General features: G+C 60.7%; 20 protein-coding genes. 6 read left to right on the plus strand and 14 right to left on the minus strand.

What is annotated here, in order from left to right:
• Positions 1 to 46 precede the first annotated feature (46 nt).
• The 6 genes from H9L06_RS06840 to rpmB all read right to left on the minus strand — a co-directional run bounded on the left by H9L06_RS06840 (position 47) and on the right by rpmB (position 4,809).
• On the minus strand, positions 47 to 1,915 hold the full coding sequence (locus H9L06_RS06840; RefSeq protein ID WP_223165239.1) for an ABC transporter ATP-binding protein: 1,869 nt from the start codon (positions 1,913 to 1,915) through the stop codon (positions 47 to 49).
• A 30-nt stretch (positions 1,916 to 1,945) separates the two neighbouring features.
• Entirely contained in the window at positions 1,946 to 3,361 is a 1,416-nt protein-coding gene (locus H9L06_RS06845; RefSeq protein WP_187556404.1) for an MFS transporter, read from the minus strand.
• A 149-nt stretch (positions 3,362 to 3,510) separates the two neighbouring features.
• A complete protein-coding gene (locus tag H9L06_RS06850; RefSeq protein ID WP_187554505.1) occupies positions 3,511 to 3,789 on the minus strand; it encodes an HU family DNA-binding protein in 279 nt (92 codons plus the stop codon).
• Positions 3,790 to 4,096: 307 nt separating this feature from the next.
• Positions 4,097 to 4,402, minus strand: coding sequence for a 30S ribosomal protein S14 (rpsN, locus tag H9L06_RS06855; RefSeq protein ID WP_187554506.1), 306 nt, complete (start codon positions 4,400 to 4,402; stop codon positions 4,097 to 4,099).
• A 3-nt stretch (positions 4,403 to 4,405) separates the two neighbouring features.
• Positions 4,406 to 4,573 (minus strand): 50S ribosomal protein L33, encoded by a 168-nt coding sequence (gene rpmG / locus H9L06_RS06860; protein WP_187554507.1) that lies wholly within the window; start codon positions 4,571 to 4,573, stop codon positions 4,406 to 4,408.
• Positions 4,573 to 4,809 (minus strand): 50S ribosomal protein L28, encoded by a 237-nt coding sequence (gene rpmB / locus H9L06_RS06865; protein ID WP_187554508.1) that lies wholly within the window; start codon positions 4,807 to 4,809, stop codon positions 4,573 to 4,575. The genes rpmG and rpmB overlap by 1 nt, the downstream gene beginning before the upstream one ends.
• Before the next feature lie 353 nt (positions 4,810 to 5,162).
• Between rpmB and H9L06_RS06870 the strand changes: the two genes are divergently transcribed.
• Positions 5,163 to 5,930, plus strand: coding sequence for a FadR/GntR family transcriptional regulator (locus H9L06_RS06870; RefSeq protein ID WP_246454283.1), 768 nt, complete (start codon positions 5,163 to 5,165; stop codon positions 5,928 to 5,930).
• Positions 5,927 to 6,622 carry a cache domain-containing protein gene (locus H9L06_RS06875; protein WP_187554509.1) on the plus strand — a complete coding sequence of 232 codons (696 nt, stop codon included), beginning with the start codon at positions 5,927 to 5,929 and terminating at the stop codon, positions 6,620 to 6,622. The genes H9L06_RS06870 and H9L06_RS06875 overlap by 4 nt, the downstream gene beginning before the upstream one ends.
• Positions 6,623 to 6,639: 17 nt before the next feature.
• Here H9L06_RS06875 and H9L06_RS06880 read toward each other — a convergent pair whose 3' ends face one another.
• Genes H9L06_RS06880 through H9L06_RS06895 form a run of 4 tightly spaced genes read right to left on the minus strand, consistent with a single transcriptional unit; the run spans position 6,640 to position 10,747 of the window.
• Complete coding sequence (locus tag H9L06_RS06880) at positions 6,640 to 7,419, minus strand: gamma-glutamyl-gamma-aminobutyrate hydrolase family protein (protein WP_246454284.1); 780 nt, start codon at positions 7,417 to 7,419, stop codon at positions 6,640 to 6,642.
• Positions 7,377 to 8,084, minus strand: coding sequence for a substrate-binding periplasmic protein (locus H9L06_RS06885; RefSeq protein ID WP_187554510.1), 708 nt, complete (start codon positions 8,082 to 8,084; stop codon positions 7,377 to 7,379). The genes H9L06_RS06880 and H9L06_RS06885 overlap by 43 nt, the downstream gene beginning before the upstream one ends.
• Positions 8,081 to 9,502 (minus strand): glutamine synthetase family protein, encoded by a 1,422-nt coding sequence (locus H9L06_RS06890; protein ID WP_187554511.1) that lies wholly within the window; start codon positions 9,500 to 9,502, stop codon positions 8,081 to 8,083. Before H9L06_RS06890 ends, H9L06_RS06885 begins: the two co-directional genes overlap by 4 nt.
• Positions 9,503 to 9,535: 33 nt before the next feature.
• The gene (locus tag H9L06_RS06895) at positions 9,536 to 10,747 is read right to left on the minus strand and encodes a cytochrome P450 (RefSeq protein WP_187554512.1); all 1,212 of its coding nucleotides are present in this window, start codon (positions 10,745 to 10,747) and stop codon (positions 9,536 to 9,538) included.
• Between the two features lie 194 nt (positions 10,748 to 10,941).
• On the opposite strand from H9L06_RS06895, the gene H9L06_RS06900 reads away from it, so the two are divergent.
• Both H9L06_RS06900 and H9L06_RS06905 read left to right on the plus strand, forming a co-directional pair.
• Positions 10,942 to 12,225, plus strand: a complete 1,284-nt coding sequence (locus tag H9L06_RS06900) for an FAD-dependent oxidoreductase (RefSeq protein WP_187554513.1) — start codon at positions 10,942 to 10,944, stop codon at positions 12,223 to 12,225.
• Positions 12,226 to 12,231: 6 nt separating this feature from the next.
• A complete protein-coding gene (locus tag H9L06_RS06905) occupies positions 12,232 to 12,693 on the plus strand; it encodes a flavodoxin domain-containing protein (RefSeq protein WP_187554514.1) in 462 nt (153 codons plus the stop codon).
• A gap of 15 nt (positions 12,694 to 12,708) precedes the next feature.
• On the opposite strand, the gene H9L06_RS06910 is transcribed toward H9L06_RS06905, so the two are convergent.
• The 3 genes from H9L06_RS06910 to H9L06_RS06920 form a co-directional block, all read right to left on the minus strand.
• A complete protein-coding gene (locus H9L06_RS06910) occupies positions 12,709 to 13,521 on the minus strand; it encodes a gamma-glutamyl-gamma-aminobutyrate hydrolase family protein (protein WP_187554515.1) in 813 nt (270 codons plus the stop codon).
• 81 nt (positions 13,522 to 13,602) lie between these two features.
• Complete coding sequence (locus tag H9L06_RS06915) at positions 13,603 to 15,204, minus strand: APC family permease (protein WP_187554516.1); 1,602 nt, start codon at positions 15,202 to 15,204, stop codon at positions 13,603 to 13,605.
• Positions 15,205 to 15,383: 179 nt separating this feature from the next.
• Entirely contained in the window at positions 15,384 to 15,737 is a 354-nt protein-coding gene (locus tag H9L06_RS06920; protein WP_187554517.1) for a hypothetical protein, read from the minus strand.
• A 38-nt stretch (positions 15,738 to 15,775) separates the two neighbouring features.
• Between H9L06_RS06920 and H9L06_RS06925 the strand changes: the two genes are divergently transcribed.
• Both H9L06_RS06925 and H9L06_RS06930 read left to right on the plus strand, forming a co-directional pair.
• Positions 15,776 to 16,717, plus strand: a complete 942-nt coding sequence (locus tag H9L06_RS06925; protein WP_187554518.1) for a tRNA uridine(34) hydroxylase — start codon at positions 15,776 to 15,778, stop codon at positions 16,715 to 16,717.
• Between the two features lie 2 nt (positions 16,718 to 16,719).
• Positions 16,720 to 17,583: a hypothetical protein gene (locus H9L06_RS06930; protein WP_187554519.1), complete on the plus strand. Its 864-nt coding sequence runs from the start codon at positions 16,720 to 16,722 to the stop codon at positions 17,581 to 17,583.
• Here the strand turns inward: H9L06_RS06930 and H9L06_RS06935 are convergent.
• Positions 17,547 to 19,541 (minus strand): M13 family metallopeptidase, encoded by a 1,995-nt coding sequence (locus H9L06_RS06935; RefSeq protein WP_187554520.1) that lies wholly within the window; start codon positions 19,539 to 19,541, stop codon positions 17,547 to 17,549. The genes H9L06_RS06930 and H9L06_RS06935 overlap by 37 nt on opposite strands.
• Between the last annotated feature and the right edge of the window lie 11 nt (positions 19,542 to 19,552).

Raw genomic sequence — 19,552 nt, forward strand, 5'->3', positions numbered from 1 at the left:
CGCCGCATCGAGAGCACTCGCACTGCGCGCTTCGCGCCGGGGTGGATCAGGTCTGCTGCGCGTACAGTTCGGCATATGCGCCGCCTGCCGCAAGCAGCTCGGCATGCGAGCCCTGCTCGACGATGCGGCCGGCTCGCACCACGTAAATGCGGTCGGCCTGCTCGATCGTTGAGAGGCGGTGCGCGATCGCGATCGTGGTGCGCCCCTCGCGTGCGTCATCGAGTGCGTGCTGCACAATGCGCTCGTTGACCGTGTCGAGTGCGCTCGTCGCCTCGTCAAGCACGAGCACGCGCGGGTTCTTGAGCAGCACGCGCGCGATCGCAATGCGCTGCTTCTCGCCGCCGGAGAGCCGGTAGCCCCGCTCGCCCACGATCGTGTCGTACCCGTCAGCGAACGATTCGATCGTTTCGTGAATGTTTGCAAGGCGCGCCGCCGCCTCGATCTCGCCCCTGGTCGCGTCGGGCCTCGCGTACCGCAGGTTGTCTTCAATCGAGGCGTGAAACAGGTATGGCTCCTGCGACACGACACCGATCCGCTCCATTAGCGCTTCCTGCTTCAAGTCGCGCACGTCGACGCCGCCGTACCGCACCACTCCAGCGCCGACGTCGTACAGCCTCGGTATGAGCGACCCGATCGTTGTCTTACCTGACCCCGAAGCCCCAACAAATGCCACGAACTCGCCGGGCTGCACCTCAAACGACACATGGTCGATGATTGGTGGATCATTCTTGTCCGAGTCCGGGTACCAGAAGACGACGTCTTCAAACGCAATTCGGCCGGCATCGCCCGGAGCGTCTGAGGGCTCGAGCGCGTCAGCGCGATCTACAATCGAGGGCTTGAGGTCGAGGTACTCGAAAATGCGCGCGAACAGAGCGCTCGATGTCTGCAGGTCGAGCGCAACCCGCATGAGCGCCATGAGTGGGAAGAGCAGGCGCGACTGGATCGTCGTAAAGGCAACGATCGTTCCAGCGGTGATCGCGGACTCGAGCCCCTGATCAGTCGCGCGCACGATGAGCCACCCAGAAACGAGGTACACGATCGCGGGAACCGCCGAAAGAAACACGTGAACGAGCGCGAAGAACACCTGGCCGCTCATCGCCTGCCGCACCTGCAGCGAGATCTGCCGCTGGTTTTCGGTCGCGTATCGTTCGGTCTCTGCCGTCTGCCGTGAGTAGGTCTTGGCCAGCAAGACGCCCGACACCGAGAGCGCTTCCTGGGTGATCGCCGTCATCTCCGAGAGCGACTCCTGCGTCTTACCGGCAATTCGGGCACGGATCTGGCCCACCCGGCGCTGCGCAATCACGAGCACCGGCATGAGGATCACGGCGATGATCGTGAGCTTCCAACTCAGCAGAATCATGGCCACTGCCGCAGCGATCACCGTGACCGTGTTACCGATCACGTTCGAGACGGTGTTGGTGAGCACATTCGCTACGCCGCCAACGTCATTCTGAAGCCTGGACTGAATAACGCCCGTCTTTGTGCGGGTGAAGAAGCCGAGCTCCATTGACTGCAGGTGTGAGAATAGGCGCACTCGCAGGTCACCCATGACCCGATTACCCACCCGCGTGGTGAAGTAGGTTTGCACGACCCCAAGCACCGAGGAGACAACGAAGACTGCAATCATGAGGGCGACGAGCCACCCGAGCACCGGAAGGTTCGGGCCACCGCCCTCTACGGGAAACAACCCGTCATCAAACACTCGCTGAGTGATGAGCGGTGGAACGATGCCGAGCGCCGCCGAGATGAGCACCAAAACGATGATGACTGCGAGCGGTACACGGTATGGCCGGAAGAGTTCGGCTATGCGCGACCCGAGGTTCTCAACCTTGGGTGCCGACTCGTTGAGTTTGCGCTGCGCCTTGTAGTCTCCGCCGGAAACCCGCGTTCCGCGCCCGCCACCACCGCCGCCCATACTCATAGGTCGAGAATACCCGTATCGTAGCTACGCATCTGGCGTCACCACTACCGGGTCTTGGCGCTTTGGCCGCGGAGCGAAGAATAACGTGACACCAGCACCCACGATAATGATCACCGCGGGTAGCACGAGCGACTCTGCCATGGCCTGCGCGAACCCCTCGCGAAGTGGTTCGGGGAGCCGACCCGCTCCACCATCCATGCCGACCGTAGCTTCTTCACCGAAGTACGATGCCAGCCTTGACGCCATGAGCGCTGTGATTGCAGCCGAACCGAGCACGGCACCCACCTGACGGGTCGTGTTGTAGACCCCGGACCCGGCACCGGCGAGTTCGAGCTTGAGGTTAAATGTTGCGATTGCCGAAAGCGGACCCCACATGAGTGTGTTCGCGACACCGAGCACCGCGCTCGGAATGAGCAGCACCCATACCGAGACATCGAGCTGCATCAACCACACGTAGAGCAGGATTCCGCCACCCACGAGGAGCAGGCCGAACGTGCCGAGTCTGCGCGGGTCACCGCGGTCAATGAGCAGGCCGACGGGCCGCGCGAGTGCCGCTGACAGCACCGCCATGGGGGTGAGCATAAGCGCAGATTGCGTTGGCGTGAGGCCGAGCACGAGCTGGAAGAAGAACATGAGCGGCAGGCTCATGCTCGTCACAGCGAATCCGGCAGTCGCGATCGCCGCGCTACCGACCGAGAAGTTGCGGTCGTGGAAGATTGCGAGCGGCATCAGTGGTTCGCCCCGCTGCGCGCGCTGCCACCACACGAACACTACGAGCACGACCGCGCCGACGATGATTAGCGACCACACCGAAACAGGCCCCCAGATGATGCCCCAGTCGAAGTTCTCGCCCTCTTGAATACCGAAGACCACGAGGAACATGCCGACGGCGCTCAGTGCCACACCAACCCAGTCGAATCGATGCTCATGCGTTTCGAGCACCGGCACGTACCGCATTGCGAGCACAAACCCTATGATGCCGACCGGGATATTGATGAAGAAGATCCACTCCCAGCCAGCCAGGTCGATAAGAAACCCACCAGCAATCGGACCGACGAGCGTCGCGACGCCAGCGGTAATACCCCAGACAGCCATCGCCTGGCCCCGCTCACGCGGAGCAAAGATGCGCGTAATAACGGTCATCGTCTGTGGCGTCATACAGGCCGCTCCGAGCCCCTGAAACACACGGGCAATGATGAGCATCTCGATCGATGTGGCGAGCCCACACACAAGCGACGAAACAACAAAGCCCGAGAGACCGATGAGGTACATACGCCGCGGACCAAACCTGTCGCCGAGGCGACCCGTGATGAGCAGCGGCACGGCGTAGGCGAGCAAGTAGGCGCTCGTCGCCCACAGCGTTGCCGTCATGTCAGTGTGCAGCCCCCGCATAATCGTAGGGTTCGCGACCGAGACAATCGTCGTGTCGACGAGGATCATGAAGAATCCGAGCACAAGCGACCACAGCGCGGCCCAGGGGCGAATATTGGCGGGATCAGTGGTCTTTGGCACCGAGCCAGCTTACGCCCTACCTACGACAAAACCCCAGCCGCATAAGCAGCCAGGGGTTTTGTACTGATCGCGAAGTGTTACTTCACGGCAGCCTTGAGCTTCGAGCCAACCGAAACCTTCACGCGCTTGCCAGCGGGGATGTTGATGGTCTCGCCGGTGCGAGGGTTGCGGCCGGTGCGAGCAGCGGTGGTCGCGGTCTCGAATGAGAGCCAGCCCGGAATCGAAACCTTCTCGCCAGCTGCAACGGTCTCTGAGACGGCAGCGAAGAGGCCGTCGAGAACGTTCGAAACTGCAGCCTGGCTCTGGCCGGTCTCAGCGGCGATCTTTGCAACGAGCTCGGTCTTGTTGAGTGCCATGTTGTGTCCTTTCAGGGCGATAACCGAATTTCGGCCGGCCCCTGATCGAGTACGGGGTGTCACCTCCGTGAAGAGGCTCCGATCAGTTTGATCGGTATGAATCTACCCTACGTTTACGCAAAAGTGGCAAGATTACGCGGATTTTCTCCGATTACATGCCCCAATTTTCTCTCTCTGGGCGAATTTCTGGCGCCACCCGCCCGAAATAGCTCGCCACGCGGCGCAAATAGCGAAGTGGCGGGGTGGATCCCTTAAGATCCACCCCGCCACTTCAGCGGAAACGACGAGCCGCTACCAGCTCAAACGCTTACCAGCTCGACTTTGTGATGCCTGGCAGCTCACCGCGGTGAGCCATGTCGCGGAAGCGAACACGCGAAACACCAAACTTCGAGAGCACACCACGGGGGCGGCCGTCGATGACGTCGCGGTTGCGCACGCGAACGGGCGAAGCGTTGCGTGGGAGCTTCTGCAGGCCTACGCGAGCAGCCTCACGGCTCTCATCGGTGCCATTGGGATCGACCAGTGCCTTCTTCAGCTCGAGGCGCTTTTCAGCGTAACGAGCGACGATTTCTTGACGCTGCTTGTTCTTCGCAATCATGCTTTTCTTTGCCATGATTTAGCGCTCCTCTCGGAATTCGACGTGCTGACGGACCACCGGGTCGTACTTCTTGAGCACGAGACGGTCGGGGGTGTTGCGACGGTTCTTGCGGGTCACGTAGGTGTACCCGGTACCTGCGGTCGAACGGAGCTTGATGATCGGACGTACGTCCTTATCTTTTGCCATTAGAGCTTCACCCCGCGCTTCTGCAGATCAGCAACTACTGATTCGATACCACGAGCGTCGATAACCTTGATGCCCTTCACCGAGAGGGTGAGGGTCACCTTGCGGCCGAGCGACGGCACGTAGTAAGACTTCTTCTGGATGTTCGGATCGAACCGACGCTTGGTGCGACGGTGCGAGTGCGAAATGTTGTGTCCAAAGCCGGGAACGGCTCCGGTCACCTGGCACACTGCTGCCATGATGTTTCCTCTCATACCGTGAGACCGGACGGCCTCACCCAAGATTTCTTGTCTGCGGGATCCCACTGTGTTTACACACGAGCTTCGGTTCCCGCGGTCTGCGCACTGGGACTGCGCACAGCCAAGGGTCAAGCTTACGGCATGCTCGGGCATGTCGCAACGCGAAGTTGGTAGAAAGAGGCGAACGCACCGCTCCAATAAGGCGTAGGCTAAAGGCAGCGCGCGCAATGGCTGCGCGGAACTCGCGGCAGTGTCCGCAGCGTAGATCACAATATAAAAGGAGTCGCCTTGCCCGTGAGGACAATCGTCACTGCTGACTGCGGATCCGCAACAGACTCACACTGACCACGACAATGCGCACGCCCATGCTCAAGAACGGCACCGGCCACGGTTCGCTCGAAGACGCACCTGGCCAGCAGGTTGGCAGTATCGTCGAGCGCATCGCGTCAGCGATTTCGGTCGGCATGCTCGCAGTTGGCGAGAGGCTCCCCGCAGAGATTGAACTCGCGAGCCAGTTCGGCGTTGCGGTCGCGACACTTCGTAAGGCCCTCGCGAGCCTCCGTGCGAAGGGCATCGTCGAAACGAGACGGGGTCGCAACGGCGGCACGTTCGTCGTTAAGGCACCGTTTCCCACAGACGAGTCGCTCACAGCAGCACTCGCTCACAGCAGCACAGCGTCGCTGCGCGACCTCGCAGACGAGCACACCGCTATCTCCTCGGCCGCGGCGCAACTCGCAGCTGAGCGCACCTCGCCCTCCCAGCGCACCCGACTTGCCGAGCTCGCATTCAGGGCTCGCGAAACCCACGGCTCCCAAGAGCGCTCACTGGCAGACAGCAGATTCCACATCGAAGTTGCAGTGCTCAGTCACTCACAGAGGCTACTCACCGCAGAGCAACGGCTGCAGACCGAAACGGCGCCGCTTTTATGGTGTGAGGCATTCTCCAAAGTCTCGGTACAAGACGCGTTTAACGACCATCTCGCTATGGTCATGGCGATCGAACAGGGCAATGCCGACGTGGCCAGGCAACTCGCTGGGGCCCATGTCATGAGCAACTTCCGTCGCATCATCGAGGCCAAATACTCACTGCCCGATCCACTGAGCATTGGGGGCGACTCGTGACACCCGATGAGACCATCGAGCAACTCGCGGCCTGGTTCGAAGACCGCTTCGCGCAACTGCGCTCACTCGCAGACACGCTCACCTCGATACTTAACCTTGATGCCGACGGAATGCTGGTACTCAGCAGCACCGCACGCCGCGAGATGAAGTCGGCCGCCTCGGACTTTTTACAGCAGCACCTGGTCGTGGATGGTTGCGGCCTCATTTTTGCCCACTCAAGTCTCGGCACGAAGTCGGGCAGGCTCGAGTGGTGGGTGCGAGAAGACGAATCGCGGTTTGCCCGCTACTCGTTCGGCGTAGTGCCTGGCGGAGACCGCTATTACAACTATGAACAGCACGAGTGGTTCATTCGCGCGTTCGAAGAAGGGCGCAGTGCCGCAGTCGGGCCGTTTATCGACTACCTCGGCGTCGAGGTCTACATCATGACGCTCACAGTGCCCGCGGTGGTTGAGGGGCAGCGCGTTGGTGCGGTCGGCAACGACCTGCAGATAGACGATCTCGAACGCGCGCTGCTTCCCATGCTGCAGCAGTGCGAAACCGACCTTGTTGTGTTGAGCCGTCATGGCAACGTGCTCGTCAGCAACACCGCAGAGTTTCTGCCCGGCGAACTCGTTTCAGATCCACGCCCCGGGTACCGGTTCGTGGCACTCCCCGACGTCACCGACGGAATACGGGTGATGGTCGCGGGCTGACGCCACCGTCTCAGACCCTACTTGCGGGAGCGGTAGAGACGGGCCTCGTCTACGAGCCACTGGAAGAGTGCGTGCTGCTTCGGGTCCTTGGCCGCTGTGTCTTCGGGATGCCACTGGATCGCGAGCAACGGTGTCGCGTTATCGGCGAGCTCGAGCGCCTCAGGTACGCCGTCTTCTGCAGTACCGACGACACGAAGGCCCTCGCCCACTCTCGCAACTGCCTGGTGATGGTACGACGAAACTTCGAGCGCGCCGACTTCCATGACCTTGGCGAGCGCTGAGTCTGGCTCGAGGTCGACGGCGTGCACGCTGTTGCGGTGCATGCTATCTACAGGCACGTCTTGCACAAGCGATCCACCGTACTCAACGTTCAAGAGTTGAAACCCGCGGCATATCGCGAGCACCGGCATCTGTAATTCGGTCGCTGCAGCCATCATGTCGGCTTCGAACTGATCTTGTGCGGCAAAGTCTGCGGTCGAGGTGGCCTCATGCGGGCTTTCGCCGTAGCGGGCTGGGTCAACATCCGATCCACCGGGAACAAGCAATGCGTCGAAGCCCCGCAAGCGATCGCGCGCCGACTCATTTGACTCTGCGAACAGTGAGTGCGGTTCGCCGCCCGCACGTATGACCGAGCGGAGGACGGCCGATGCCACCGCGCTGCCGTCGAACCGAAGTCCGTGGATCTGATTCGACCACATTCCGGTGACAGCAATGCGCGGCGCACCACCCGCACCGCCCGCATCTCCCGAACTCGTCACCGTGATTCCCCGAGCGGGAAGTCGAGCAGTGGCATCCACTTCTTCCACACCGCCTCGAGCGAACCGTCGGCGATCACTGCGGCGAGCGCGTCGTCGATCTGGGTGCGAAGCTCGTCGTTTCCGGGTGCCACTCCGATGCCCCAGCGGTTGCCCGTCATCGCGGTGAACGCGAGGTCAAAATCAGGGTCCTCTTCGGCGAGCGGCACCATGACCACGTCGTCGTCGACGAACCCGTCGATCGCACCCGAGCGGGTCGCCTCGATCATGTCGCCGAACACATCGTCGCTCGCACCAAAGCTCACGAGTTCGGCGCCCGCGAAGGTCTCGGCGAGCTTCATGTTCGTCGAGTTCGCAATCGCGCCGATCTTGTAGCCGGCGAGATCGTCGGCAGACTTGGCTGGGTCACCCGCGCGAACAATCACCGATTCGTTAAATACCGCGTAGGGTTGGGTGAAGTCCACGAGGGCAGATCGCTCCTCGGTCATCCCCTGTCCGCACCACACGGCGTCAGCGTCGCCGCGCCGCACCGCCGGAATCATGTCTTCCCACGGGAGCATGATCCACTCGATTTCGGCACCGAGGCGCTCGAAGACGAGCTTCGCGGCCTCGGGTTCGTACCCGTCGCGGGTCACCCCGTCTGGGCTTTTGTCGAACAGCGGAAGCGCCGCCGAGTCGATGCAGGCAAGTCGTACTTTGCGGGTCATGGAATCGCCTCCCAGTACTGGTCAAACTCCCACTGAGTGATCTGACCGCAGTAGCGGGCCCACTCATCACGCTTCAGCTGCAAGAAGATGCGCGTGAGCTCCTCAGGCATCGCTCCCATGAGGTACTCGTCTGCCTCGAACGCGTCGATCGCCATGCCGAGCGTGTTCGGCACGACCACGTCGGCGATCTCGGGTGTGGGCTGCCCCGGATCACCCGGGTCGAGTGCTGCCTCGAGTCCGTGCTCGATCGATGCGAGTAGGTAGATGTGCGAGAGATATGGGTTCACGCTTGCGTCGGGCAGGCGGTACTCCATGCGGCCGTTGGCTGAAATGCGGATCGCAACGCCTCTGGTGTCGAGCCCCCAGTCTGCTCCCGATGGCGCGAACTGGCCCGCGTCCCAATAGCGCTTGTACGAGTTGACGGTGGATCCCATCACGAGCATCGAGCCCGGCGTGTGAAGGAGCATGCCCGCGATCGCGTTGCGTGCGGTCTCGGTGGCGTGCAGTTCGACGCGACCGTCTTCAACGACGTTCTCGTCACCGCGCCACAGGCTGAGGTTGTGGTGGCAACCGTTGCCCATCTTGCCGTTGTACGGCTTCGCCATGAAGCTCGCCTCGACCCCGAGTTCCCGTGCAACCTGCTTACAGATCTGCCGGTAGGTCGTCATGCGCTGGGCGGTGATCTCAGCCTTGTCGTACTCCCAATTGAGCTCGATCTGCCCGTCGTCTTCGTAGTCGCCCTGAATCATGTTGAAATCAAGGAACTGACCGTAGCTGATGACCTTCTTAAAGATGGGCCGCATCTTTTCGAGGTTTTCGACCTGATACGCCGGGCTCTGATCGTCCTTCGCGATGACCTCGAGGCCAGGGCCTCGCCACGTCATTTCGGGCTCGAGGCCGCTTCGCAGTTCGAGACCGGTTCGCTCGGTAAACCCCTGGTGCGCGACGCGCAGAAGCGCACGCGTATCGAGCGGAATCAGTCGACCACCATCTTTGCCGAGATGTGGTGGATCGTACGCGGTGCAGAATATGCGACCGAGCTCTGGATCCCACGGAAGCTGCTGAAATGTCTCTGGCTCGGGAAGCCCCCAGAACTCGTGAGCATCAATGCCGCCGCCGATGAGCTCGCCCTCGCGGCTGGTCTGGAGATCGGTGAGGGCCGTGCGGTGGAACGCGATGCCCTTACCGAGCATGCGCTTGTAGTGCTCGGCAGGTACGACCTTCGCGACCGTGCGAGCGCCGAGCGTTGCGACTGCGAAGTAGATGTACTTCACTCCCGTACGCTCAATTTTTTCGCCAAGTTCAGCGAGAACCTCGGGGCGCAGATTCGCCTCGCGATGTCGGTCAAAGGCAGAGGTGTCTGCAAGTACTTCACGGAGGTGAGCACCGAAGCGGCCACCTGTCTTGAGGTCTTTCATGGTGATCCTTTCGCCATTGGAAGGTAGTCAGAGCTAACGAACCGAGAAGGTGACCGGCAACTTGAGCGGGCCGTGGTTACCCGAATCGGGTAGCCAGACGTCACCGCCCGGGCAGTCAAAGTCAGTGAAGGCCTCGGCAAGTTTCGGCAGCGCGATGCTCATGTCCGCTCGGGCGATGTAGTGACCGAGGCAGTGGTGCATACCACCGCCAAAGGTGTGGTGGCGCGGGCGATCGGTCGCGAGAATGTCGACCTCGGGGTCTGGGTAGGCCTCTGGATCGGTACCGCTCGCCATCGTAAACAGGTGCACGGTCGTGCCCTTCTTGATTTCGAGACCGTTGTACTCGAAGTCCTCATTCGCCTCGCGGGTTACCCATCGCGTCGTGGGGTTGACTCGCAACCCCTCTTCAAGAGCTGGTGTCGCGAGCTCGTCTGGCCTACTCGCAAGCAGCTCCCACTGGTCGCGGTTGCGCATGTAGGTCTGCAACAGCAACCCGATCTGATTGCGGGTCGTGTCCATGCCGCCAAACAGCATGAGCACGATCGCGTTGCGAAGCTCGATGTCGTTGAGCTTGTCACCGTGCGCGGTGAAGCCAATGAGTCGCGAGACCACGTCCTCGCCCGGCTCTGCCTTGCGTTCTTCGATGAGCTCCTCGACGAAGTCATAGAGCTCGTGCACCGCCTGGTCTATCGCCTCAATGTCATCCTTAATCGTGACAGCGAGGGCGTACCCGACCGTGTTCGCGCGAGATGCGATGAACGGCCAGTGCTTGTGATCGAGACCCATCATCGCGCAGAGCGCGCGCGTTGCGTACGGCTCAGCAAAGTCGCCAATGAACTCGACCGTCTCACCCTTGGCGTGTTTCTCTTTGAGCCCCTCGATCAGCTCGTCTGCGAGTTCAGCGAACTGCGGTTTCAACTGCTCCGCGACTCGAGGTGAGAATGCCGGGTTGAGCAGACGACGAATGCGGTGGTGCTCTTCCCCCTCGAGCACGAGCAGGTTCTTTGACCACCAGTCATAGAACTTGCCGCTGTGAACCCCGTTGTGTTCGGGCCACTTAGCACTGCCCTGGTTCAGGCTCTGATGCTTCAACAGGTCGGTGACCTGTTTGTATCGCAGCACGGCAACGCCGTAGTTGGTGTTCGCGTACCAGTTACGCTCCCGCGCATCACGAACTTCTTCTGAACTCATTGCGAAGTTTTCGGATGAAATATCGAGGTATGGAACCTCTGTCGCCTGGCTCATTCGTACTCCTTTGTCGAATTTCGCTGCCATCACCTTTGATTGGTAAATACGCTATACATAGATCTTTTAATTTGCAAGGGAATACAAGCGTGAGACAGCGACTTTTGAGGCGCAGCTGAACATATACCTTCACAACATGAATCTTTACGAGGTACACTCTTGGCAGACCGGTCTGATTCGCAAAGGAGCTGAACATGCCGAGCGATCTTTCTCCCCGCCTCGCCGTGATTGGCAGCGGCCCAGCAGGCTGCTACTTCGCCCAATCAGTGCTTCGCGGAGCCCCCAAGGCCGAGGTCACCATCTTTGACCGCTTAGCGAGCCCGTTCGGCCTTGTGCGCTACGGCGTCGCAGCTGATCACCAGCACACCAAAGCAATTACCAGGCAGTTCGAGCGTTTCTTCGCACAACCAAACGTGCGGTTTGCGGGCAACGTCGACATTGGCCGCGACATTACGCTCGATGAACTGCGTGAAGCATACGACGCGGTGATCCTCGCAACAGGGTTAAGCGCCGATCGCAGTTTGGGTTTACCCGGCGAAGCGCTGCTCGGTATTTATGGATCGGGGGGCATCACCCGAGTTCTCAACTCTCACCCCGGTGAGCGCCCTGAGTTCCCATCGCTAGGCAGCGACGTCGTCGTCATCGGTGGCGGCAATGTCGCGATCGATCTGCTTCGCTTCCTGGTAAAAGATCGCAGCGGGTACGAGGCGAGCGACATCTCCGATGAGGCGCTTGAGGCGTATCTCGCGAACCCTGCCGAACGCGTCACCGTGCTGCATCGCTCGGGTCCAGCAGAGGCGAAGAGTGATCCACAAATACTCAAAGAGCTCGCGGCACTGCCCCGCGGCCGCTACGAGTCACCAGATCTCGCCGATGCGTCGCCCGCGCCAGAGGGCGATCGGCAGGCAACCGCTCGGCTCGCGGCGTTCGCTGAGCTCACGAGTGTGGATCGGGAACCCACCACGGCCCCTGTCGTATCGCTGAGGTTCAACACGATTCCGGTCGAGTTCATCGGAACAGACCAGGTTGAGGCAGTGCGAGTCGAGACTTCCCGCGGCACCGAGACGATCGCAGCAACATCGGTCATCACCGCAATCGGGTTCGAGCAGGCGTCGAGTGAAATTTCTGAGCTCACCGAGGAACCAGCCGAAACCGGTCGCATCGAACCGGGCATGTACCGCACCGGCTGGGCCAAACGAGGACCTCGCGGTGCGATTCCAGAAAATCGAGCATGCGCGAAGGGCGTGGCTGAAGAACTCTTGGCCGATCTCGAGGCTGGCACCCTCACTGTGGGGTCGCCGGGGTTCGATGCTCTGAGCAACGATCTGCATGAACGTTCAATCTCGTACGAGCAGTGGACGAAGCTAGACTCACACGAGCGCGAATCAGCCGCAGAGGGCCGGGTTCGACGCAAACTTACTGATCATAATGAGATGGTCAACATTGCACGTGATGCTCAAACGGGCGAAAGGAACTGAGGCATCGTGAAGATTACCGTGTTGTATGGAACCGAATCGGGGAACAGCGAGCTCGTCGCCGAAGACCTCGGTGCGAAGCTACGCGAAACCCACGACGACGTCGAGATCTTTGATCTTCAAGACTTTGATCCGGCCGACCTCACCGCCGAACATTTCTACGTGGTCGTGTGCTCGACCCACGGCGAGGGTGATCTGCCAAACACCGCGATCGACTTCGCCGAAAAGTTCGACCAACTTCTGCCTGACCTCACGGGCATGCGCTACGCGATCTTCGGGCTGGGCGACAGCTTTTACGATACGTACAGCCAGGGCAGCGAACACCTTGACCGCCGTTTCACCGCGCAGGGCGCCGAGCGCGTTGGCGAGTACGGCCGCCACGACGCCTCGTCGTGGGACATGCCGAGCGACATAGCTCTCGAGTGGCTGCCCGGCGCAATGGAGGCGGCAGGACTTGCGCTCGCTGGCTAAGTTGCTTCGACTGACCTAGTTGTCATCGTTGCCTGAGTTGTCGCCCGTGCGAGCGACAACCTCGTCGACAAACCCCTGAAAGATCTTGCGGCGATCATCGAGATCGGCGCCCGGCTCCTCGGGGTGCCACTGCACGCCGATCATCCACGTCGCGGTGCGATGCTCAGTTCCCTCGACGATTCCGTCGTGCGCCCGCGCGGTGACACGGAGTTCGGGAGCGACCTCGTCGACCGCCTGATGATGCCCGTTACGCACTGAAATGACTTCGCTGCCCATGATCTCAGCGATCTTCGATCCGGGTTCGAGCATCACCTCTTCATTGATGAACAGCGGGTTGCCATCACCCTTGTGGAGCGGCCAGTTCTCGATGTCGGGGAACAATGTGCCACCGAAAGCTACGTTGAAGAGCTGCGATCCACGACAAATTGCGAGCGTCGTGACATCGCGAGCCGCGGCCTCACGAAATAGGTCGATGCAGTAATCATCGGCACGGCGATCGATGCCGTACAGATTGTCGGGCAGCTCTCCCGTGTAGCCGTACGCGTCGGGATCAACATCGGCCCCACCCAAGAACACGATGCCATCGGCTCCATCAAACACCTCGGCCGCCGGTTTCAGTTCGGTGTCCGTCGTGTACTCGACGAGTCGCGGTCGGCCACCGGCAGCGCGAATCGCGTCGAACGCGAGCCTCGTGGTCTCCTCTTGGATCGTGGCAGCGCCTTTACCCATTCCTGGAAAGCCGAGGGAAACGACCATGGGAATGATCGGGCCATTCGGGTTCTCGTCGGCGGACGGACGAAACTGCTCTGGATCAATCGAAACGACCATCACTCCACTTTCACTCTGGTGACGCGACAGCGGGCGACCGATACTGGCTCGGCCGCCCGCTGTCACTCAGTTGTACGAATATTATGCGTCTTGTGGTGCCACTACCTTGACTGGCCCGCTCGCATCACCAGCAGGGGCATCGCCGCGGAGGTGCGCCTTGGTTCCCAGCATGTACAAGAAACCAACCACGAGCACGATCACGAGCACGATGAGCACCGCCCAGTCGAGGAAGGTGTTGTCGTTCACTGGCCACGGGAACGAAATGTTCACGATCGCCAGGATGCCCCAGATGAGCGCGAGGATGTTGACCGGGTATGCCCAGGCTCCGAGCTTGAACTTACCGGCCGGCTTCCATCCCTTGATACGGGCGCGAAGGGCCGCGAGCACCACCATTTGGAATCCGATGTAGATGCCGACGGTACCGAACGCAATGAGCGCGGTCAGTGCATTCTCTGCGAACAGCGAGAGCAGAATGAACAGCCCTGGGAACACCGCCGCCGTGATGACCGCGTTGCTCGGAACACCGCGCGACGGCGTGTGGTGTGCAAGCCACTTCGAAGCTGGCAAGAAGCCGTCGCGACCCATCGAGAAAAGCAGACGGCTGGCTGCAGCCTGCAGGCTCGTGACGCACGAGATAAACGCGATACACACGATGATCATCACGATTGGGAATACCGGACCGAACGCGTCGCTAATCGCCGCGCTAATCGGATTCGCAACAGTGCCGTCAGCGACCTTCGAGTAGTCGGGAACCGCGAGCACGAGAGCGAACACGAGCAGGTTAGCCGTGAGGCCACCCACGTAGAGCGTCATGCGCATCGACTTTGGCACCTGGCGACTCGGATCCTTGATCTCCTCTGCGACGTCACCGTTTGCTTCGAAGCCGTAGTAGGCGTACATACCAATGAGCGCCGCCCAAGCGAACGCACCGAAGTATCCACCAACCCCGCTACCGAACGGTCCATCGGCACCGATTGCGGTCACCGTTCCATCGGCTGCCGTGATCTGGTTCGTAAAGAACACTGAGAACGAGTGTCCCGGATGCTCCGGGTTATCGCCCGCGAGGAAAATGAAGTTGCGAATAATGAGATAGACACCGATTGCAACCGAACCGATCATCTCGGCGATCAGCCCCACCAAGGCCGCGATACTCAACACCTTGGTTCCCGAGTAGTTAAGTATCGATGCGATCGCCAGCGCGCCGAACGCCACCAGGATTGTGGCAGTCGCGGTCGGTGCCGGACGCGCCTCGTCGTAACCAAGGAACGCATCGATCAAGAATGGCGCAACGCTGTACGCGACGGCGGCGATGGTACCAACGAGCGCAACCACGTAGATCCACCCGTTCATCCAAGCCCACTTGCGACCCCAGAGACGGCGAGACCACGGATACACGCCGCCGGCGACCGGGTAGTTCGATACGACCTCACCAAAGATGAGCGCCACGAAGAACTGCCCGACGAGCGCAATAGTGAGTGCCCACGCCATGGGTGGGCCCGCAGCCATGAACGAGAACGCGAACATCGCGTAAACGCCAGCAATCGGGGAGAGGTAGGTAAAGCCCAGGGAGACGTTCCCCCAAAAACTCATCTCCCGCTTAAACGTAGTGTCGTAGGTATAGCCGAGTGATGCCAGATGGGCGGCATCCTCGTCGTGTCCTGGCGACATCGATGTGTGAGCCATGATACTTGTACTCCTTTGTACGATCACCGCCGACTTGACGCCGACGATTAGCTATTAAAGTACATGCAGATGTTTTATTCTGCAAGGAATACAAAGGGCTGTCGCCGTATTGTGTCCGGGAAAGTTACTGATTAATTTATCTGTGCATGAATTCAGAATGCCGGTGAATTACTGCCAGATCACTGCCACAGCACAGCGATAACGACATTGAGCACGCCGAGGCCAGCAAGCGCGCCGAACGTTCCGGCAGACACGTCGCTCTTCTTGCGATTGAACAGCGTGAGAGCGACCATTGCGATGAGCACGACCATCTTGAGCGAGATCTTCAGGTTGTCAACCGGCTCGTCAAGCATGTACTTGAAGACGACGAGCAGCAGACCGGTCAAGAACATGGTGTTGAGGCCGTGAAATAGCCCCGGCACGATGGCACCCCGCCCCGCCTTTGCAGCCGGTAGCTGCGCAAGGGCGGTGCCGAAGACTGCCGCAAAGCCGATGATGTGGATGACGACCAGTACGCCTTTGAGGATCTCCATAACCTAAGCCTAAGCAACGACGACGTACCATTGGTAGCGTGAGTGACCCGAAGATTCTGCTGTACTACGCATTTGCCCCCGTTGCCGACCCAGAAGCCGCGCGCCTCTGGCAGCGCGAGCTGTGCGAGTCGCTCGGCCTGCGCGGCCGTATCATCATCTCGAAGCACGGCATCAATGGCACCGTTGGTGGCGAAATCGACGCGTGCAAGCAGTACCTCAAGCGCACACGCGAGTACGGCCCGTTCAGAGGCATCGACGTGAAGTGGAGCGATGGCACCGGTTTCGTCGACGCCAAGCCCACGATGCTTCGCGGGGTGGATCGCAGCGCGCCCTGGAAGCAGATTGCCGATTTCCCGAAGCTCAGCGTCAAAGTGCGCGATGAGCTCGTCGCATTCGGCATTCCTGAGGAGACGAAGGTCGACGCGAGCGGAGTCGTGGGTGGCGGCAAGCACCTGAGCCCTGAGAGGGTGAACAAGCTAGTCGCTGAGCGCGGCGATGACGTCGTCTTCCTCGACGGTCGCAACGCCTGGGAGGCCGAGATCGGCAAGTTCAAGGGCGCAATCGTGCCAGACGTCACGACGACGCACGACTTCATTGCCCAGATTGAGTCCGGGGCATTTGATGACATCAAGGGCAAGCCAATTGTCACCTACTGCACCGGTGGCATTCGCTGCGAGATCCTCTCGGCCGCAATGGTTGCCCGCGGTTTCGAAGAGGTGTACCAAATCGACGGCGGAATCGTGCGCTACGGCGAACAGTTTGGCAACGGTGGCCTGTGGGAGGGCTCTCTCGCGGTGTTTGACGGTCGAGAAACGATGGACTTTGAGCCTGGCGCAAAGGTGCTCGGCACCTGCGTCGTGTGTGGATCAGCGACTTCGTCGCTCGCGAACTGCGCCGATGGTTCATGCCGCGCGCGCCTGGTCGCCTGCGCCTCGCACGAAGCGGCGCATTGCCAGGAGCACGCGGCCGCCCGGGTCTAAGCATGTCGATCACGCCGTCGCCGGAGGATTACGCAATCACTGAGGTCGAAACCGCTGATCGCGTTCGATCGCTCGCGCTCGTCGACAAAGCACTCGACCGCATTCTCTCAGTACAGCGGCCTATTGTGCTCGGGCACATTCGCCGATTGCGGGCCCGGCACCCCGAGGCGAGCCCAGCTGTTCTCATCAGTTTGCTCGAGAAGCATTACCTCACGACAGTGATGGCTGGCGGAGCAGGGGTCGGCGCCACTGCTGCGATTCCCGGAGTCGGAACCGCGGCGGCTCTCGCTATTTCGAGCGCGGAGACCATCGGCTTTATCGAGGCGACGGCCCTGTACGGTCACGCGGTTGCCGAAGTTCACGGACTGGTGCTCGCAGATCGCGAGCGTGCCCACGCCCTGATTCTCGCGCTCATGCTCGGCGATGAGGGCGCCTCGCTACTTAGACAAGTGACGGGTCAGGTCGCCGGCGGCACGATTCGGAACGTTTTTTGGGGTGAGGTCATCACGAAGTCGATGCCGAAGAACCTCGTGAACCCAGCGGTGGATCAGCTTCGCAAGCTCTTCCTCAAGCAGCTCGCAAAGAAGGGCACAGCTTCGGTCATCGGCAAGGTGATTCCCTACGGAGTCGGCGCAGTCATTGGCGGCACGGGCAACCGACTTCTCGGTGGTCGCATCGTCAAGAACTCGCGACGAACCTTCGGACCCGCGCCGCTGTACTTCCCGTTCGAACTTGCCGAGGTCGCACCGAAAGTGCCCGCAAAGGTTCGCCGAGCGGAACGCAAGGCGCTGCGAGCGGAGCAAAAGATGCTGCGCTCACAGCCTGCAGATCACCAGATCGAAACGCGCTCTTCTGGCGACAGGTAGAGGCCATCGCCCGGCTTCGTGGCGTATGCCTCGTGGAACGCTGCGAGGTTCTTCACGATCTGGTTGCAGCGGAACTCGTTTGGCGAGTGCGGATCGATGGTGAGCAAGCGCACGGTTTCTTCCGGGCGAGACTTCTGCTGCCACGCCTGAGCCCATGCGAGGAAGAAGCGCTCGGCGCCGGTTAGTCCGTCGATTACCGGCGACTCGGCTCCCGCGAGTGATCGCAGGTATGCTTTCCAGGCAATTTCGAGGCCGGAAAGGTCGCCGATGTTCTCGCCAATCGTGAGTTCACCGTTGACGGTTTGTCCGTCTGCTCCCTCTGGCGAGAGCGCGTTGTACTGGCCGATGAGCGCCGATGTGAGCTTCTCGAATGCCTCGCGGTCTTGCTCCGTCCACCAGTCGGTGAGCTTGCCGTCACCGTCGTAACGCGAACCCTGATCGTCGAAGCCGTGCCCGATTTCGTGCCCGATGACCGCGCCGATCGCACCGAAGTTCGTTGCCGCATCCCAACTCGCGTCGAAGAAAGGAGGCTGCAGAATTGCGGCCGGGAAGACGATCTCGTTCATACCGGGGTTGTAATACGCGTTGACCGTCTGCGGCGTCATGAACCACTCGTCGCGATCGATCGGCTTGCCAATCTTCGAGAGTTCGCGGTTGAACTCGTATTCCGCGACCCGACGAGAGTTCCCGAGCAGGTCACCAGCGTCGACCGAAAGGTCTGAGTAATCACGCCACTTGACCGGGTATCCGATTTTCGGCGTGAACTTCGAGAGCTTCTCGAGTGCCTTCTCCCGGGTCTCTGCTCCCATCCAGTCAAGGCTCTCGATCGACTCTCGGTAGGCACCAATAAGGTGATCCACCAGCTCGTCCATCGCCGCCTTTGAGTTCTCGTCAAAGTGCTGTTCTACGTAGAGACGACCGACTGCCTCACCCATTGCCCCTTCGACGAACGAAACACCGCGGCGCCAGCGGTCGCGCTGCTCGGTCGCACCTGTCAGTGCGGTGCCGTAGAAGTCAAAGTTTGCCTTCGAGATCTCCTGCGAGAGCAGCGACGCCGACGCGCGCACAACGGCCCATGCGAGCCAGGCCCGCCAAGCCGGTAGTTCTTCTTCGGTGAGCAGCTCTGCAAGCCCCGAAAGCGCCTCGGGTTGAGCCGCGACGACCTCGGCGAATGCACTCTCTGGAACGCCCATGGCGGCGAGATACGCCTTCCAATCGAGTTGCGGAGTCATCTCTTGCAGACCCGCAAAGTCGCGCAGGTTGTACAGCTTTTGAATGTCGCGGCTCGCGACTGTGTCCCAGTGCGAGGCAGCGATGCGCTTCTCGAGATCGAACGCGAGACCTGCCAGCCGGTCTGCCTCACTCACGCCCGCGAGGGTGAGCATGCGCTCGATGTGTGCGACATACTGCTCACGCACCTCGGCGAACTGATCTTCGCGGTAATACGACTCATCAGGCAGCCCAATGCCACCCTGCATCACAAACACGATGTAACGCGAGGGATCACCCGGATCGTTGTCGATAAACATGCCGTAGAAGCCGCCAAGGCCCTGCCGTTCAAGCTCGGCTGTCACCTTCACGAGCTCTGAAACCGACGAGATCGCGAATACTCGCTCCAGATCGTCCCAAATCGGCTCAGCACCGAGAAAATCGACGCGCCCCGTGTCCATGAAGCTCGCGTAGAGTGCGGCAACCTTGCTGGCCTCGGCCTCTGGCCCGCCCTTGATGAGCCCGGGCGCTGGTGATTCCGTCGTCGTAATAATCTCGCGCACCGCCTCTTCGGCGTTCTCGGCGAGCACCGCAAACGAACCGTAGCGCGCCTTATCGGCGGGAATCTCAGTGCGGGCACTCCACTTACCGGTCACGTGCCGAAACAGGTCGTCTTGTGGGCGGATCGCGTGATCGAGCTCGTTGAGATCGATGCCTGACTTGCCAAATGAGGGCGCTTCGTTGCTCATGAGTGTAAGCC

The organism is Leucobacter denitrificans (assembly GCF_014396385.1).
GTDB lineage: Bacteria > Actinomycetota > Actinomycetes > Actinomycetales > Microbacteriaceae > Leucobacter > Leucobacter denitrificans.

Coding starts and splice junctions, on each gene's coding strand:
- H9L06_RS06840 (WP_223165239.1), bottom strand. CDS start 1,915: ATGGGCGGCGGTGGTGGCGGGCGCGGAACGCGGGTTTCCGGCGGAGAC.
- H9L06_RS06920 (WP_187554517.1), bottom strand. CDS start 15,737: ATGGAGATCCTCAAAGGCGTACTGGTCGTCATCCACATCATCGGCTTT.
- H9L06_RS06850 (WP_187554505.1), bottom strand. CDS start 3,789: ATGGCACTCAACAAGACCGAGCTCGTTGCAAAGATCGCCGCTGAGACC.
- H9L06_RS06845 (WP_187556404.1), bottom strand. CDS start 3,361: ATGATCCTCGTCGACACGACGATTGTCTCGGTCGCGAACCCTACGATT.
- H9L06_RS06910 (WP_187554515.1), bottom strand. CDS start 13,521: ATGGTCGTTTCGATTGATCCAGAGCAGTTTCGTCCGTCCGCCGACGAG.
- H9L06_RS06930 (WP_187554519.1), top strand. CDS start 16,720: ATGTCGATCACGCCGTCGCCGGAGGATTACGCAATCACTGAGGTCGAA.
- H9L06_RS06870 (WP_246454283.1), top strand. CDS start 5,163: ATGCGCACGCCCATGCTCAAGAACGGCACCGGCCACGGTTCGCTCGAA.
- rpmG (WP_187554507.1), bottom strand. CDS start 4,573: ATGGCAAAAGATAAGGACGTACGTCCGATCATCAAGCTCCGTTCGACC.
- H9L06_RS06890 (WP_187554511.1), bottom strand. CDS start 9,502: ATGAAAGACCTCAAGACAGGTGGCCGCTTCGGTGCTCACCTCCGTGAA.
- rpmB (WP_187554508.1), bottom strand. CDS start 4,809: ATGGCAGCAGTGTGCCAGGTGACCGGAGCCGTTCCCGGCTTTGGACAC.
- H9L06_RS06900 (WP_187554513.1), top strand. CDS start 10,942: ATGCCGAGCGATCTTTCTCCCCGCCTCGCCGTGATTGGCAGCGGCCCA.
- H9L06_RS06935 (WP_187554520.1), bottom strand. CDS start 19,541: ATGAGCAACGAAGCGCCCTCATTTGGCAAGTCAGGCATCGATCTCAAC.
- H9L06_RS06885 (WP_187554510.1), bottom strand. CDS start 8,084: ATGACCCGCAAAGTACGACTTGCCTGCATCGACTCGGCGGCGCTTCCG.
- rpsN (WP_187554506.1), bottom strand. CDS start 4,402: ATGGCAAAGAAAAGCATGATTGCGAAGAACAAGCAGCGTCAAGAAATC.
- H9L06_RS06895 (WP_187554512.1), bottom strand. CDS start 10,747: ATGAGCCAGGCGACAGAGGTTCCATACCTCGATATTTCATCCGAAAAC.
- H9L06_RS06915 (WP_187554516.1), bottom strand. CDS start 15,204: ATGGCTCACACATCGATGTCGCCAGGACACGACGAGGATGCCGCCCAT.